The organism is Actinomadura viridis, assembly GCF_015751755.1.
Lineage (GTDB): Bacteria > Actinomycetota > Actinomycetes > Streptosporangiales > Streptosporangiaceae > Spirillospora > Spirillospora viridis.
In genome coordinates this window covers 2,006,432-2,022,272 of sequence record NZ_JADOUA010000001.1, presented here as the reverse complement: position 1 = coordinate 2,022,272, position 15,841 = coordinate 2,006,432, and the positions used below count along the sequence as shown (strand labels likewise).

Annotated in this window: 11 protein-coding genes; 2 read left to right on the top strand and 9 right to left on the bottom strand. The window is 73.7% G+C overall.

Annotated elements, in window-relative coordinates:
• Positions 1-292 precede the first annotated feature (292 nt).
• From IW256_RS08905 to IW256_RS08890, 5 genes are all read right to left on the bottom strand, one after another.
• Positions 293-1,093 carry a (2Fe-2S)-binding protein gene (locus tag IW256_RS08905; protein ID WP_197010496.1) on the bottom strand — a complete coding sequence of 267 codons (801 nt, stop codon included), beginning with the start codon at positions 1,091-1,093 and terminating at the stop codon, positions 293-295.
• Positions 1,094-1,155: 62 nt separating this feature from the next.
• Positions 1,156-1,284, bottom strand: coding sequence for a hypothetical protein (locus tag IW256_RS42120; RefSeq protein ID WP_269217918.1), 129 nt, complete (start codon positions 1,282-1,284; stop codon positions 1,156-1,158).
• Positions 1,285-1,616: 332 nt separating this feature from the next.
• Positions 1,617-3,206, bottom strand: a complete 1,590-nt coding sequence (gene serA, locus IW256_RS08900; protein ID WP_197010495.1) for a phosphoglycerate dehydrogenase — start codon at positions 3,204-3,206, stop codon at positions 1,617-1,619.
• 248 nt (positions 3,207-3,454) lie between these two features.
• Positions 3,455-4,099 carry a thymidylate synthase family protein gene (locus tag IW256_RS08895; RefSeq protein WP_197010494.1) on the bottom strand — a complete coding sequence of 215 codons (645 nt, stop codon included), beginning with the start codon at positions 4,097-4,099 and terminating at the stop codon, positions 3,455-3,457.
• Positions 4,100-4,410: 311 nt separating this feature from the next.
• Complete coding sequence (locus IW256_RS08890) at positions 4,411-6,045, bottom strand: DUF2079 domain-containing protein (protein WP_197010493.1); 1,635 nt, start codon at positions 6,043-6,045, stop codon at positions 4,411-4,413.
• A 115-nt stretch (positions 6,046-6,160) separates the two neighbouring features.
• Here IW256_RS08890 and IW256_RS08885 point away from each other — a divergent pair, with 115 nt between their 5' ends.
• The gene (locus IW256_RS08885) at positions 6,161-6,970 is read left to right on the top strand and encodes a hypothetical protein (protein ID WP_197010492.1); all 810 of its coding nucleotides are present in this window, start codon (positions 6,161-6,163) and stop codon (positions 6,968-6,970) included.
• Between the two features lie 180 nt (positions 6,971-7,150).
• Here the strand turns inward: IW256_RS08885 and ilvC are convergent, their stop codons facing one another.
• The 4 genes from ilvC to IW256_RS08865 form a co-directional block, all read right to left on the bottom strand.
• Positions 7,151-8,134: a ketol-acid reductoisomerase gene (gene ilvC, locus IW256_RS08880; RefSeq protein ID WP_197010491.1), complete on the bottom strand. Its 984-nt coding sequence runs from the start codon at positions 8,132-8,134 to the stop codon at positions 7,151-7,153.
• Between the two features lie 84 nt (positions 8,135-8,218).
• Positions 8,219-8,743, bottom strand: a complete 525-nt coding sequence (ilvN, locus tag IW256_RS08875) for an acetolactate synthase small subunit (protein ID WP_197010490.1) — start codon at positions 8,741-8,743, stop codon at positions 8,219-8,221.
• A 5-nt stretch (positions 8,744-8,748) separates the two neighbouring features.
• Complete coding sequence (locus IW256_RS08870; RefSeq protein ID WP_197010489.1) at positions 8,749-10,509, bottom strand: acetolactate synthase large subunit; 1,761 nt, start codon at positions 10,507-10,509, stop codon at positions 8,749-8,751.
• Positions 10,510-10,753: 244 nt separating this feature from the next.
• Positions 10,754-14,008: a putative bifunctional diguanylate cyclase/phosphodiesterase gene (locus IW256_RS08865; RefSeq protein WP_197010488.1), complete on the bottom strand. Its 3,255-nt coding sequence runs from the start codon at positions 14,006-14,008 to the stop codon at positions 10,754-10,756.
• Between the two features lie 600 nt (positions 14,009-14,608).
• On the opposite strand from IW256_RS08865, the gene IW256_RS08860 reads away from it, so the two are divergent.
• The gene (locus IW256_RS08860; RefSeq protein ID WP_197010487.1) at positions 14,609-15,724 is read left to right on the top strand and encodes a PQQ-dependent sugar dehydrogenase; all 1,116 of its coding nucleotides are present in this window, start codon (positions 14,609-14,611) and stop codon (positions 15,722-15,724) included.
• Positions 15,725-15,841: the final 117 nt, after the last annotated feature.

The following is a 15,841-nucleotide window of genomic DNA, read 5'->3' as shown; positions in this document are numbered from 1 at the left end:
CTGACCCGGCATGGGCGGAGGCCCCGCCATGCCCGGCGGAGGCGGAGGCCCCGCCGGGCCCGGCGGAGGCGGAGGCCCCGCCGGGCCCGGCGGTCCGGCCGGGCCGTTCGGTGGAAAAGACTGGTATCCGGACATGCTGGCCCCATCTGACCGGCCCGCGAGCGCGGGCTCCCTCGTCGGCCCCTGCCGCGTACCGGAGCGGGGGCGGGCGTCTCCGGGACGCCCACAAGATCAGCAGCAGGATGAAGAGGCAAGATACACGGCCGAAGCGGATATCTCCGATGAGAAAGCTCTATCTGCGTAGAAGTGCACAGTCGCCGCACATCTCGCCCCCGGGCGGCACCCGGTAGTAAAGGCAGCAGCTGCGCCGCACGAAGCCCTCCCGGCCGAACGATCCCGTGCCGGCGAGCGGCTCGCGGATCATCAGCTCGCCGACGACGGAACGCACCGGCGCGGCCAGGCCGCGGTCCAGCGCGGCGGAGCGCAGGGTCCCGGCCAGGGCCGAGGCGGCGTTGCCCCAGAGCAGGGCGTCGGCCAGCCGGACGATGCCGAGCAGGGTCTCGCGCAGCGGGCGCAACTGGTGCTCGACGACCTCGCGGTGAACCAGCCCGGCCAGCCCGACCGGATCGACCGGGCCGGACGCGCCGGAAGCGCCGGGCGGGTGGGGCGTCCCGATGTCCCGGGGCGGTCCGGCCGCCCGGCCGGGTGCGGGGGGCGGGAGCCAGCCGGAGGGGGCGTCCAGCCAGAGCGCGATCGGCGCGCCGGGCGCCCAGCGCCAGTGCAGGCCGGACAGGTCGGGGACGACGCCGTGGGCGGCGGCCACGATGACGGGCGACCACAGCCGCGCGGCCAGCCCCTGGAAGAGGATGGACGCCGCGACGCGCCGCTCGCCGGTCCCGAGCCGGGCGGCGTACGCGTCCACCAGGCCGGCCAGCCGGCCGGTGTCGCGCTCGGGCAGCCGCCGCCAGGTCGGATCGGCCTGCTCGGCCGGATCGGTGACGATCTCGAAGTAGGGCCCCAGCGCCGCGGCCGCGGCGAGCGCCGGGACCACCTCTCCGGCACCGGCCCGCCGTGCCGCGATTCCCGCCGTCATGCCCTCATGATCGCAGGAGCGCGGCGGGCCGTGCACACGGCGGGCGGCACGCGGACGGCCGGTCAGACGGCGGGACGGCCGCCGTTGTCGCGCCGGTCCAGGGCGGTCTGCAGCGCCCGGGCGGCTTCCTCGGCGGCGTCGTCGGCGGGCGCGCTGGCGACGGGCAGGGTGGAGACACGCAGAGAGTTCATGGTGATAATCCGTAACTTCGCGGTGAAGGATCGAGGCTCGGGGCCCGGCGTCGCACTCCGCGACGGGGATCGGCCCGCCGGTTCAGGCCCCGTCGCGGCAGTGAAGGATCACTACGAAGTGCCGCATGGTGCTCTCCACGCTACCCGCCCGTCCGGGCGGAGTCTTGACCCGTGACCGAACTTTTCACATGCTGAGACGCCGGCGCGTTCGAACGCCTGGATGAGACGACACCGCCATGACCCCGTCCACAGGAACTCGGGGTCATGGCGGTGTGCGTGTGACGTCCGTACGGCCACCGTACGGCCGGCCGCGTAACGGACGGCCGTCCGGCTCAGCCCTCCAGGTCGACCCGGCGGCCGGTGTCGGCGCCGATCTCGGTCGCGATCACGTCGGCCAGCTGGGCCGGGATCGCGGAGTCGACGGTCAGCGCGATCAGCGCCCGGCCGCCCTTGGCGTCACGGCCGACCTGCATGCCGGCGATGTTGACGCCCGCGTCGCCGAGCAGCCGGCCGACCACGCCGACGATGCCGGGCCGGTCGACGTAGGCGAAGAACGCCATGTGGTCGGTGGGCGTCAGCTCCATCTGGTAGCCGTTGATCTCGATGATCCGCTCGATGTGCTTGGGGCCGGTCAGGGTGCCGGAGACCGACACCACCTCACCGTCGGCCATCGTGCCGCGGACCTGCACCACGTTGCGCCAGTCGGGGCTGTCCTCGCTGGTGGTGAGGGTGACCTCCACACCGCGGTCGCGGGCCAGCAGCGGGGCGTTGACGAAGGTCACCGCCTCCTCGATGACGTCCACGAACACGCCCTTGAGCGCGGCCAGCTCCAGCACCTTGACGTCGTGCTCGGCGATCTCGCCGCGCACGACCACGTCGAGCCGGACCGGCACGCCGCCGGCCAGCGCGGTGAAGATGCGGCCCAGCTTCTCGGCCAGCGGCAGGCCCGGCTTGACGTCCTCGGCGACCGCGCCGCCCTGGACGTTGACCGCGTCCGGCACGAACTCGCCGGACAGGGCGAGCTTGACCGAGCGGGCGACCTGGGTGCCGGCCTTCTCCTGCGCCTCGTGGGTGCTGGCCCCCAGGTGCGGGGTGACCACGACGTTGTCGTGGTGGAAGAGCGGGCTGTCGGTGCACGGCTCGGTGCTGAACACGTCGATGCCGGCGCCGGCCACCCGGCCGTCCTTGAGCGCCAGGTCGAGCGCCTCCTCGTCGACGATGCCGCCGCGGGCCGCGTTGACGATGCGCACCTCGGGCTTGACCCGCTGCAGCTCCCGGTCGCCGATGAGCCCCAGGGTCTCGGGCGTCTTGGGCAGGTGGACGGTGATGAAGTCGCTCTCGGCGAGCAGCTCGTCCAGCGTGACCAGTTTCACGCCGAGCTGGGCGGCGCGGGCGGCCTGCACGTAGGGGTCGAACGCGATGACGTTCATGTCGAAGGAGGCCAGGCGCTGCGCGACCAGCACGCCGATGCGGCCCAGGCCCAGCACGCCGACGGTCTTGCCCTGCAGCTCGACGCCGGTGTACCTGGAGCGCTTCCACTCGCCCTGCTTGAGCGCGGCGTGCCCCTGCGGCACGTTGCGGGCGGTGGCCAGCAGCAGCGCGATCGCGTGCTCGGCGGCGGTGACGATGTTGGAGGTCGGCGCGTTCACGACCATGACGCCGGCCTTGGTGGCGGCCTCGACGTCGACGTTGTCGAGCCCGACACCGGCCCGCGCGACCACGCGCAGCCGCTTGGCGTGCTGGAACACCTCGGCGGTGACCTTGGTGGCGCTGCGCACGATCAGCGCGTCGACGTCGGCCACCGCGGGGAGCAGCGCCGCGCGGTCTGCGCCGTCGACCTGCCGGACCTCGAAGTCGGATTCGAGGACCGCGATGCCGGCCGGTGAGAGTTCTTCTGCGACGAGGACGACAGGCTTGCTCAAGGAACGGTCCTTCGGAACGTGGATGTGCAGTGAAGTGCGGGGAAAGTCGCGAGTCACCACGGTGTGCCCTCGCCTCGTTCCCGAGTCTATCCCCCGTGGGCCGCGCCCCTCGCGGGCGCGGTGACACACACCTGAACACCCCTTTTGTCCGTGGAGATTCCGGGTGGCACGGCTCGTACCGCGCCGTCCGGCAGGGCGTCACCCCGCCCTCGTCCCGCCCCGAACGGGGACGGGGGCCCGCGAACCCCTCAGGCCGCGTGCGGCTCCGGGAGCGCGGTCAGGATGCCCGCCACCCGTTCGGCGTCGGCGAGGGCGATGTGCGGGACGTCGACGAAGATCCGCAGGGGGCCGGCCGGAAGGCCCAGCTCCTCGGCGACCCGCGCCTGGACCTCGCGCAGCGGGATGTAGGCCAGGTAGCCGCGGACGACGTCCTGCGAGCGGAACAGGGCCGTCATGCCGAGCCGGTAGCCGCGGATGCGGAACGACAGCGCCACCAGGCACGGGAGGGCGCCGGAGGGCTCCCCCGGGATCACCAGTGAGATCCAGGCGCTGGTCGTCCAGGGGCGGGCGCGCAGGAGCCCGACGACCCAGCGGAGCTGGTCCGCCCCGTTCCGGTCGCGCAGCCGGAGACCGGACGGCCCGTCCTCCGGGCCGGGCCCGCCGCGAAGGCGCCCGCGCGCGCGGCACGGCATGAGCTCGCGCTCACCGTGCCGGAGGAGGAGGGGATCCTCCCAGCTCAGCGAGGCGATCTCGAAGTGCGTCGGAGGTCCCTCGATGATCGGCCCCTGGTCCTCCATGCCCGCCTCGCCGGCCGACCAGACGTGCCGGAGCAGCGCGATCCACGCCTCCCCGCAGGTCCGCCACCGCCGGACGGCCGGGTCCGCCGCGGCCATCTCACCGCTCCCCGCCACAAAGCGCCCGGCCGGTCGTATTGCCGGGCGCGCATTTACTCGCCGGAGACGAACGGGGCCGGGCGGGGAATTCTCTGGCCCGCGTTCCGGGCCCATGTCGATGATCAGATCTCATGATTCCGTCCCACCGCCGTCGCGGGCCCGGTCACGAGGAGTGTTCACGCTGGTGCGCTGGGGGGTGCACACGCCCGCGGCGACTCACTACAAGTATCAGGCAAAGAGCGCGAAAAGTGTAGGGGAATTTACCCGGGGATGGCCTTCACCGTCTTTCTGACAGTCATCACGGCCATGAGTCACGGTCGGGTCGGGGATTCCCGGGTGAGGACGATGTAGCCGGCGCGCTGGAAGACGGGGCGGTATCCCCCGGCGACGAGTTCGCCGACCCGGCGCCGCTGTTCCCCGACGTCCCGGAACGGGAAGGTGCGCATGGCGGTGTCGGCGATCACCCAGGGCGCGTGGCGCGGCTCTCTGTCCCACAGCAGCACGCGGGTGCGCGCGGAGAGCGCGGGGCCGAGGCGGTTGGGCGTCTCCACCAGCGCCCCGTCCGGGATGCGGGCGACGGCCTGGGCGGCGGCCCGCGCCCGCGCGTCGTGCCGGTAGAGGTTCGGGTCGGCCAGGTCGGCGAAGGCGAAGAACGGCAGCGTCACCACGGTGGCCGTGGTGATCGCCGCAGCCGGCAGGTGGGGCCGGAACCGCGCGGGCACCGCCCGGATCGCCCGCACGAACGGCCGCGTGAGCGGCCGCGTGAGCGGCCGCGTGAGCGGCCGCGTGAGCGGCTGCGTGAACGGGCCCGCGCGGAACGGCCGCGGCGTCCGCGCCTCGCCGGACGGCTCCCGCTCGCGCAGCCGGTGGACGCCGTCCGCCGCCGCCATGACCAGGAGGGCGATCAGGAACGCGTTGTAGTGGTACCGGGGCTCCCACCAGTTCGGGAAGCGGTCGGCCAGCATCCGCTCGGCCAGCAGCGGGAGCACCGCGAGGGTGAGCGGCGACCGGAGCGGGAGCAGCAGCAGAGGCAGCACGAGGAGCGCGATGGTGAGAAGTTTCACCGGCGGCGAGGCGAGCACCGCGGGCACGGCCCAGGGCTGGGTCAGCACGTGCAGGACGGCGTGCGGCATGTCCTCGCCCAGCGAGCCGTACGCCCAGTAGTAGTCGTTGTCGCCGCCGAACGCCGCGATCAGGACCCGGGACGACAGCCAGGCGGCCGCCAGCCCCGCGGCGATGTGGACCAGACCCGAGCGGCGTTCGCCCTTCATGGTGAGCAGGACGAACCCGAACCCCGCCACCAGCAGGCCCATGTCCTCCTTGACCAGGAGCAGCGCGGACGCGGCCAGGGCCGCCTGGCCGCGCCGGCCGGCGTCGTGGCGCTCGACCATCAGCGCCGACAGGAGCGGGACGAAGGCCACCTCGTGGAAGTCGAACGCCAGCGCCTCGGCGATCGGCCACGACATCGCGTACGCGGCCGCGACGAGGTGGGCCGAGGGGGCGCCGAGGCGCCGCGCCGCGTACCGCCAGACGGGCACGATCGCCAGGGCGAACAGCACGGCCTGCGCGACCAGCAGTGTCCCGGGCCCGTCGTGGATCCGGTACAGCGGCGCCAGCACCGCCAGCAGCGGCGAGAAGTGGTCGCCCAGGACCGAGAAGTCCGGCCCGAAGCCGTTGTGCACGCCCTTGACCATCGCCACCGGGGCGCCGAGCCGGCTGTAGGAGCGGACCGCCTGGTCGAAGATCACCAGATCGTAGGTGCCGGCGCGGAAGTCGCGCAGCCGCAGCAGCGAGGACGCCGCGTAGACCGCGGCCGTGAGCGCCACCGCGAGGGCCAGCGGCAGGCCGTGCCGGGGAGTCCGGCGCGCCCGCCCGAGGGCGGGTTCCCGAGCCGCAGCACGTACCATCTCCGCCGCCTCCGCCACGTGCCAAGACGCTACCAGCACGGCTCCCCGGACGTGATCGTCACGGCACCGGAGAGACACGCGAGCGTCGCTCCCCTCGGGCGCCCGACCCGCCCCTTACCGTATGGATGTTTCCCGCCCCCACCAGGAGAGACCAGTGAACTCGGAGTGCGCGATCAGTGTCCTGCAGGACCTCCTGCGGGTGTACGACCACCGGTTCCTGGATCTGGACGGGCCGCAGCGCGAGCGCCTGGTGGAGGGGACGCGGCGGATGCTCGGCGACGAGGACCTCAGCGACGCCGCCCGCGCCGCGCTGCCCTCGGCGTACCGGCTCCGTGCCTTCTGCATCCGGCACGGGCTGCGCGACGAGCTGGAGCGGATGATCCGCGACGAGGTGGCGGGGCACCGGGTGGGCGCGGTCGTCGTCGGGGGCCGGGTGTACGCGATGTACCCGTACCTGCGCGGCGTGCCCCGCAAGGACGCCGACATCACCGCCGAGGTCGGGGTGGAGCACCGCCTGGACGCGGTGGGCTGGCACGGCGGGCGGGTGCGGATCCGCGGCCGGGCGGTGATCGAGCGGGTCGAGGCCCGCCGGACCCAGGTGGAGATCGTGCTGCGGGAGAGCGGGTCGGGGGCGGAGCACCGCTGCGCGGCCGGGCCGCTGGAGGACGGCTTCGAGGCGGCCGGGATCGCCGTTCCCGGCCCCGGCCTGTGGGAGGTGCACGTGGCCGCGTCGACGCTGGGGCTGACCCGTGAGGCCCGCCTGGGCCCCGTGCGCGGCCCCCGGCTGAAGACCGAGCCGCAGCGGCGCTCGCTCGGGGCGGCCGGGCAGGGGACGATCCTCTTCACCGGCGGAGGGCACCTGGCCGTCCGCGTGGAACGCGGCGACGGGGACGGCGGGGCGCGCGCCGGGAGGCGGTGGCGGCCGGGCGCCCGGCTGCGCAGGCTGATGCCCTGGAGGTCCTAGGACCCGGAACGGCGCTCCGGGAAAGGCTCCGGGAAGGGATCCCGGAACGCGCCGAGGCCGCCCGCTCCGCGCGGAAGGACGGAGCGGGCGGCCTCGGCGCATGCCCATGGAACCGGGCCCCTATCGGCCCGAACCGGGCCCGCACCGGGCACGACGCGGGCCGGCCCGGTGCCGGGGAGCTCAGTCGTTGAGCCAGCTCATCATCGGACGCAGCTTGGCGCCGGTCTCCTCGATCGGGTGCGCGGCCAGCTCCTGGCGGTACTTGGCGAACTGGGCCTGCCCGCCCTCGAACTCGGCCACCAGCTCCTTGGCGAACTCGCCGGACTGGATCTCCGACAGGATCCGCTTCATCTCTGCCTTGGTGTCGGAGGTGACCACCCGGCCGCCGCGGCTGTAGCCGCCGTACTCGGCGGTGTCGGACACCGACCAGTACATCTTGGAGATGCCGCCCTCGTACATCAGGTCGACGATCAGCTTCACCTCGTGCAGGCACTCGAAGTAGGCCACCTCGGGCTGGTAGCCGGCCTCGATCAGCACCTCGAACCCGGTCTTGATCAGCTCGGAGAGGCCGCCGCACAGCACGACCTGCTCGCCGAACAGGTCGGTCTCGGTCTCCTCGGTGAAGGTGGTCTTGATGCCGCCCGCGCGCAGCCCGCCGATGGCCTTGGCGTACGACAGCGCCAGCGGCCAGGCGCCGCCGGTCGGGTCCTTCTCGACGGCCACGATCACCGGCACGCCGCGGCCCGCGGTGAACTGGCGGCGGACCAGGTGGCCCGGGCCCTTGGGCGCGACCATGCAGACGTCCACGCCCTCCGGCGGGTCGATCAGGCCGTAGCGGATGTTGAGGCCGTGCCCGAAGAACAGCGCGTCGCCCTCGACCAGGGCGGGCTTGATGTCCTTCTCGTAGATCCCGCGCTGGAGGTGGTCCGGCGCCAGGATCATGATCAGGTCGGCCTCCTCGGCGGCCTCGGCCGGGGTCAGCACCCGCAGCCCCTCGGCCTCGGCCTTGGCCCGGGACTTGGACCCCTCGGGCAGGCCGATGCGGACGTCGACGCCCGAGTCGCGCAGGGAGAGCGCGTGCGCGTGCCCCTGGCTGCCGTACCCGATGACGGCGACGTGCCGGCCCTGGATGATGCTCAGGTCCGCGTCGTTGTCGTAGAACATCTCAGCCACTGTGGTGCTGCCTTTCCTTGTTTACCGGTGTGCGGCGGTCCGCGGGGCGCCCCGCGGAGGGCCGGGGGTGTGGGGTCACGCGCTGCGGTCCAGCGCGCGCAGCGAGCGGTCGGTGATGGACCGGGCGCCGCGGCCGACGGCCACCATGCCCGACTGCACCAGTTCCTTGATGCCGAACGGCTCCAGCATCCGGATCAGGGCGTCCAGCTTCTCGCGGTTCCCGGTGGCCTCGATGGTGACCGCGTCCGGCGCCACGTCGACGACCTTGGCCCGGAACAGCTGGACGGTCTCCAGCACCTGGGACCGGGTCTCGGCGTCGGCGCGGACCTTGATCAGCACCAGCTCGCGCTGGACCGAGGTGGACGGGTCCAGCTCGACGATCTTGAGCACGTTCACCAGCTTGTTCAGCTGCTTGGTGACCTGCTCCAGCGGCAGGTCCGCCACGTTCACCACGATCGTCATGCGGGAGATCTCGGGGTGCTCGGTGGTGCCGACGGCGAGCGACTCGATGTTGAACCCGCGCCGGGAGAACAGCGCCGCGACCCGCGCCAGGATGCCGGGCGTGTTCTCCACCAGCACCGAGAGTGTGTGCAGGCTCATCGGGGTCAGTCTCCGTTCTCCCAGTCGGGGGCCATATCACGAGCGATCTTGATGTCGTCGTTGGCGGTGCCGGCGGCGACCATCGGCCACACCATCGCGTCCTGGTGGACGATGAAGTCGATCACCACCGGGGCGTCGTTGATCTCCATCGCCTTGGCGATGACGCCGTCCACGTCCTCGGCCCGCTCGCACCGCAGCCCCACGCAACCGTACGCCTCGGCCAGCTTGACGAAGTCGGGGACACGCTTGGCCCGCGTGGCCGCCGACTGCAGGTCGGTGTTGGAGTAGCGCTCGTTGTAGAAGAGCGTCTGCCACTGGCGGACCATGCCCAGGTTGCCGTTGTTGATGACGGCGATCTTGACCGGGATGCCCTCGATCGCGCAGGTGGCCAGCTCCTGGTTGGTCATCTGGAAGCAGCCGTCGCCGTCGATCGCCCACACCTGGGTGTCCGGCGCGCCGACCTTGGCGCCCATCGCGGCCGGGACGGCGTAGCCCATCGTGCCGGCGCCGCCGGAGTTGAGGAACGCCCCGGGCCGCTCGTACTTGATGAACTGCGCGGTCCACATCTGGTGCTGGCCGACGCCCGCGACGTAGTAGGCGTCCGGGCCGGCCAGCCGCCCGATCCGCTCGATGACGTACTGGGGCGCCAGCGAGCCGTCGGCGGGCCGGTCGTACCCCAGCGGGTAGGTGGTGCGCCAGGCCTCCAGCTGCCGCCACCAGTCCTCGTAGTCCCCCTTGCGGCCGGCCTCGTGCTCGGCCTGGACCGCCACGATCAGGTCGGCGATGACCTCGCGGGCGTCCCCGACGATCGGGACGTCGGCGTGCCGGTTCTTGGAGATCTCGGCGGGGTCGATGTCGGCGTGCACGACCTTGGCGTGCGGGGCGAACCCGTCCAGCTTGCCGGTGACCCGGTCGTCGAAGCGGGCGCCCAGGGTGACCAGCAGGTCGGCCTTCTGCAGGGCGCCGACCGCGCCGACGCTGCCGTGCATGCCGGGCATGCCCATGTGCAGGGGGTGGCTGTCGGGCAGCGCGCCCTTGGCCATCAGCGTGGTGACGACGGGCGCGCCGGTGAGCTCGGCGAGGACCTTCAGCTCGGCCGAGGCGCCGGCCTTCAGGACGCCGCCGCCGACGTACAGCACCGGGCGCCGCGCCTCCACGATCAGCCGTGCCGCCTCGCGCACCTGCTTGGAGTGCGGCCGGGTGACCGGGCGGTAGCCCGGGAGCTGGAGGGTGACCGGCCACTCGAACGCGACGGTGGCCTGCAGCGCGTCCTTGGCGATGTCGACCAGGACGGGCCCGGGCCGGCCGGTGCGGGCGATGTGGAACGCCTCGGCGATGGTGCGGCCGATGTCCTCGGCCCGGGTGACCAGGAAGTTGTGCTTGGTGATCGGCATGGTGATGCCGGCGATGTCCGCCTCCTGGAAGGCGTCGGTGCCGATCGCCTTGCTGGCCACCTGCCCGGTGATCGCGACCAGGGGGACCGAGTCCATGTACGCGTCGGAGATCGGGGTGACCAGGTTGGTGGCGCCGGGGCCGCTGGTGGCCATGCACACCCCGACCTTGCCGGTGACCATCGCGTACCCCTGGGCCGCGTGGCCGGCGCCCTGCTCGTGCCGGACCAGGATGTGGCGCAGCTTCTTGGAGTCGAAGAGCGGATCGTACGCCGGGAGGATCGCGCCCCCCGGAATGCCGAACACGGTGTCGACGCCGACGTTCTCCAGGGCGCGGACCAGCGCCTGGGCTCCCGTCATCTGTTCGGTCGTCATGTCCTGTTTCCTTGGGGAGAGTCTGTTGTGCTCGCTGGGAACGCGGGGTCCGCGGGGCCACCCGTTCTGAGGTCACACGGCCAACAAAAAACCCCCGCCGCCGGGGTGGCGGTCGAGGGGGCGCGCGCAGGACGAGGTGCTCGATCAGCCTGCGCGCCGACCAAGTACTACGAGGATGATGGAACTGCTCTGCACGGGCCCCACTTTCGCCGACTTCCCGCCCCCGGTCAAATCCGTGGACAGATTATCTCACCATACGAGACGGAAGGGGCGGATCCTCCAGCGGCAGCGCGATCTCGCCGGGCAGGTCCTGCGCCTCCAGGTTGGTCCGCACCAGCGCCTCCACCCGGCCCGCCGCCATCGGCCGCGCCACCAGGAAGCCCTGCCCGCGCGGGCAGCCCATCTCGCGCAGCAGCTCCAGCTGCTCGGGCCGTTCGATGCCCTCGGCGACCACGGTCAGGCCGAGGTCGCTGCCGAGCCGGACGATGGTGCGGGTCAGCAGAGTGAGGGTCTCGTCCGAGCCCAGCCCCGCCACGAACGACGGATCGATCTTGATGATGTCCACCGGCAGCTGCCCGAGGTAGGCCAGCGAGGCGTAGCCGGTGCCGAAGTCGTCGATGGCCAGCCGGACGCCCAGGTCGCGCAGGGCCGACAGGCGCCGCACGTTCTGCCCGGCGTCCTCGACCAGCACCTCCTCGCGCACCTCCAGGGTCAGGGCGCGGGGCGGCAGCCCGGTCTCCTCCAGGGCCGCCGCGACCGACTCCACGAACCGCGGCGCCGCGATCTGCCGGGCGGTGAAGTTGACCGACAGCCCGATCTCCCAGGAGTCGCCGCGCCAGCGGGCCACCTCGCGGCACGCCTCGCGCAGCACCCAGTCGCCCAGCGGGACCATCAGGCCGGACTCCTCGGCCGGGCCGATGAACTCCTCCGGCGAGACCGACTCGCTCCCCCGCCACCAGCGCAGCAGCGCCTCCACACCTGTCACCCGGGAGGTGGTGAGCTCCACCACCGGCTGGAACTCCACGGCGAACTGCTCCTCGGCCACCGCCCGCCGCAGGTCGCTGCCCAGCTCCAGCCGCCGTACGACGTCGGCGTGCATGTGGGGGGCGAAGACCTCGACCCGGCCGCCGCCCAGCTCCTTGGCCCGGGCCATCGCCAGGTCGCCGTTGCGGATCAGGTCGGCGGCGCTGCGGCGGAGCCGGCGGCCGGCGTCGTCGCCCGGCCGGCCGGCGCCGGGAACGGCGGAGCCCTCCTCGTCACCGGCGAAGGCGATGCCGATGCTGGCGGTCAGCGCGATCCCCTTGCCGCCGACCCGGTACGGCTCCAGGGTGAGCACCCGCAGCATCCGCTCGGCCAGCTCGACGGCCGCGCCGGTCTCCGGGCCGCCGGGGCCGCCCGCGGCGTCCGCCGGCAGCTGGACCAGCACCGCGAACTCGTCGCCGCCCCAGCGGGACACGGTGTCATCGGCCTGGACGGTGCCGCGCAGCCGCCGGGCGGCCTGCGCCAGCACCTGGTCGCCGGCCGCGTGCCCGGCCGAGTCGTTCACCGCCGTGAACCCGTCGATGTCGACGAACAGCACCGCGACCTTGTCGCCCGACCACTGCCGGGACAGCATCTCGCGGGTGCGTTCCTCGAAGTAGGCGCGGTTGGGCAGCCCGGTGAGGCCGTCGTGGAAGGTCAGATGGGTGACCTGGCGCCGCAGGGCGGCCTGCTCGCTCAGGTCGCGGGTGGTGACCAGCAGCCGGTTCCGGGCGTTCCCGGTGCCGCTGTAGCGGGAGATCGTCGACTCGGTGGGCAGCCAGGTGCCGTCGGCCGCCCGCACCCGGCAGGCGAGCCGGAGGGTGCCGGGCCCGGCCTCCCGTACCGCCGGGCCGCCGGCGCCCGCGGGGACGTCGTCGGCGGGCCCCTCCGGGTCGTCGGCCGGGTCCTCCGGCGTGTCGTCGCGGGCCCCGGCCGGGTCGCCGCCGGGGACGCCGCGGGCCCCGCGGCCCGCCCGGTCGCCGCCGTCCCCGTCCATGTCCCCGGCGACGAACTCGGAGAACACCGCGCGGACCCGCGGCAGGTCCTCCGGGTGGACGATCTCGTGCAGCGGCCGGCCGAGCAGTTCCTCGGGGGTGTAGTGGTAGGTGCGCAGGGCTCCCGCGCTGGCGTAGTGGACGACGGCGTTCACGTCGCAGATCAGCACCGCGTCGTTGATGCTCTCCGAAAGGGCGCGGAAGTGGTCCTCGCCGGTGTCGACCGCGTGCCGCAGCCTGTCGTTCTCGCGCAGCAGGGCGGCCAGCCGGGCCAGCACGACCAGGACGGCCGTCCCGGCGACCAGGGGCACGACCGGTTCCAGCCCGTGGGACCCGGTCAGCGAGTGACCCGCGACGAAGAGCGCCGCCGCTGCCGCCGCGGCGGCCGGGGCGATCCCCGGGCCGGCCACGCGGCCGCACTCCTCCTCCCCGGGGCCGCCGCCGCCGGAACCGCCGCCCGCGAGGGCGGGGTTTCCGGCGTGCCCGGCCGGGACGGGGGCGGACGCCGCGTCCTGGCCGCCCGTCCCGCGCGCGCCGGACGGGACCGTGCCGGACGGGACCGTCCCGGCCAGCGGGATGAGGATCAGCAGCAGCAGCCCGCCGAGCCGCAGGATGTCGGCCGGGTCGTCGGCGGGCGCGCCGCCCCGCAGCCGGACCACCATGGTCACCAGGTCGGCGGCGGCGAACGTGGCCAGCGCCCCGTAGGCGGTCCAGGCCGGTCGCCGGTGCCCGCGGGCGGCGCCCAGGACGAACGGCAGCGCCCCGCAGACGAGCACGATGTCGACCAGCGGGTAGAGCAGTTCCAGCAGGAACTCCGACGGGGTCTCCCCCGACCGGTGGTAGAGGCCGCCGAACAGCGCCACCCAGCCCAGGACGAACAGCGCCGCCGCGCAGACGTAGGTGTCGGCCGCGTACCGGGCCCAGCCGTAGGCGTCGCGGGGCAGCCGGATGGGCACGATCAGGCCGGTGACCACGGCCCCCGCGGCGATCAGGTAGAAGAGGTCGAAGACCGACAGCGAGAGCGCGCTGCGGCTCGGCCCCGTGGCCGACACCGCGCTGCCGGCCGCGGCGACGAACCAGGACGCCGCGGCGAGGCCGTACCACCGCAGGGAGGCCCGCCAGAGCGCCGGGGGCCCTCCGGACACCGTTCCGTCCGGGACCGGGCCCGTATCGGACGGGCTCGCGGCGGGCGCGGCCGTGGGGGAAGCGGCCGCGGCCGGCGTGGTCGCAGACGGCGCGGTCGAGGCGGACGCGGTGGCGGGCGCTGTGGCGGGCGAGGACGGGGAGGGGCGGCGGGACGCGGCCAGCAGCGTTCCGGCGGCGACCGCCGCGGCGACGGCCTCGCCCCAGGAGATGAAGGTCCTTCCGCCCCAGCCCAGCAGCGAGCCGACGGCGTAGAGCACGCCCGCGACCGCGACCATCCCGACCGGTATCGCCCGCGGCGGCAGTCGCCGCGGCGACCACCTGGCCCTGTCGCCGACCATCGCGCCGTGTCCCCTCCTGCCCTCCCGGGCGCCGTGGCCGCGAAGGCGGCTCCGCCTCGCGCCCGGTGAGTCGTCCGTCATCGATCCGCGCCGGCCACCCGTCAACGGCCGGCGCGTGGTGAAACGTGCCCCGCGCGGGGCCGGCGCCGGGAGCGCGGCGAGCGCATCGGCTGCGCCGACTGTAGATCAGCGACGTTGCTGCAGACCGGGATCACCGTGTCGCTCACTGTACGTTTCCTAGGTCACGGGGCGATTGAGGCTGGGCGTCCACCCGGCGACGAACGGCGATGCCGGCCGTTCGGACACCGGCGTGTCGCCCCTGAACATCCGCGCTTGCCGGGGGTTGCCCGGTCACAGGACTCACGGCCGGATACGAAGTGAATCGGCCGGATTCGACTGCTTGCAGCGGATCGTTTGGGGCGGGCCGTTGTGCGGCGCGCCTCCATTGTGCCTTGTCATGCAGGTGAGCCGCGTGCTCATCCGGGTGATGGACGTGAACCGCGGGTACGAGCATGCCGCGGCGGCCGTTCCGGAAGGAGAACGCGGCGGCGGAACGCGATCGCCTCGCCGCCCGTATTACTCAGTGACGGAGGGCGGTCCATGAGAAGGCACTCGATCACCACGATGGCACTGGCCGCGGTCCTGCTGGCGGGCGGCTGCTCGTCCGGCGCGCGGGGCGGGGACGGCGGCGGAGGCCCGCGCACCCCCGCCCCGATGACGGAGACGGCCGCCCCCGGCACGGCGCGTCCCGGGGAGCCGCGCACGCTCGCCACCGGGCTGGACGTCCCCTGGGCGGTGGCCTTCCTCCCGGGCGGCGACGCCCTGGTCACCGAGCGGGGCGGCGACCTGGTCCGGGTCGGCCGGCAGGGCGGGGTCACCGAGGTCGGCCGGATCCCGGGCGTGCGGGCCGAGGGCGAGGGCGGCCTGCTCGGCGTGGCCGTCTCGCCGTCCTTCGACCGTGACCGGCTGGTCTACCTCTACTTCACCGCCGCCGGCGACAACCGGGTGGTCCGCTTCCGCTACGACGGCGGCGTCGGCGCGCTCCAGCCGATCGTGACGGGGATCCCCAAGGGCTCCAACCACAACGGCGGGCGGATCGCGTTCGGCCCCGACGGCATGCTCTACATCGCCACCGGCGACACCTACCGGACCGAGCTGGCCCAGGACAGGGCGTCGCTCGGCGGGAAGATCCTGCGCGTCACGCCCGAGGGCGGGCCCGCGCCCGGCAACCCGTTCGGCACCCGGATCTGGTCGTACGGCCACCGCAACGTGCAGGGGCTGGCCTGGGACGACGACCGCCGGCTCTACGCCACCGAGTTCGGGCAGGAGCGGTTCGACGAGATCAACCGCATCGAGAAGGGGCAGAACTATGGCTGGCCGCGCGTGGAGGGCGTCGCCCCGCCCGCGGAGCGCGACGGGTCCACCGACCCTCTCCTGACCTGGTCTACCTCGGAGGCGTCCCCTTCGGGCCTGGCGTACGCGGCGGGTTCGCTGTGGGCCGCGGCGCTGCGCGGCGAGCGGCTCTGGCAGGTGCCCCTCGACTCCGCCGGACGGGTGGGACGTCCCATCGCCCGCTTCGAGGGGCGGTTCGGCCGCCTGCGCGCCGTCGTCCGCGCGCCCGACGGCCGTTCGCTGTGGGTGACGACCAGCAACCGCGACGGCCGCGGACAGCCGAGGCAGGGCGATGACAGGATCCTCGTCGTCCCCCTCGGATGACGGGGACGCCGGGGACGCCGGGGACGCCGGGGACGCCGGGCGCCATGTGCCCGGTCAGGGACGGACGGTGGCGCACCGTCCGTCCCAGGACCGGCGGAGAGAACGGGTCCGCCCCGG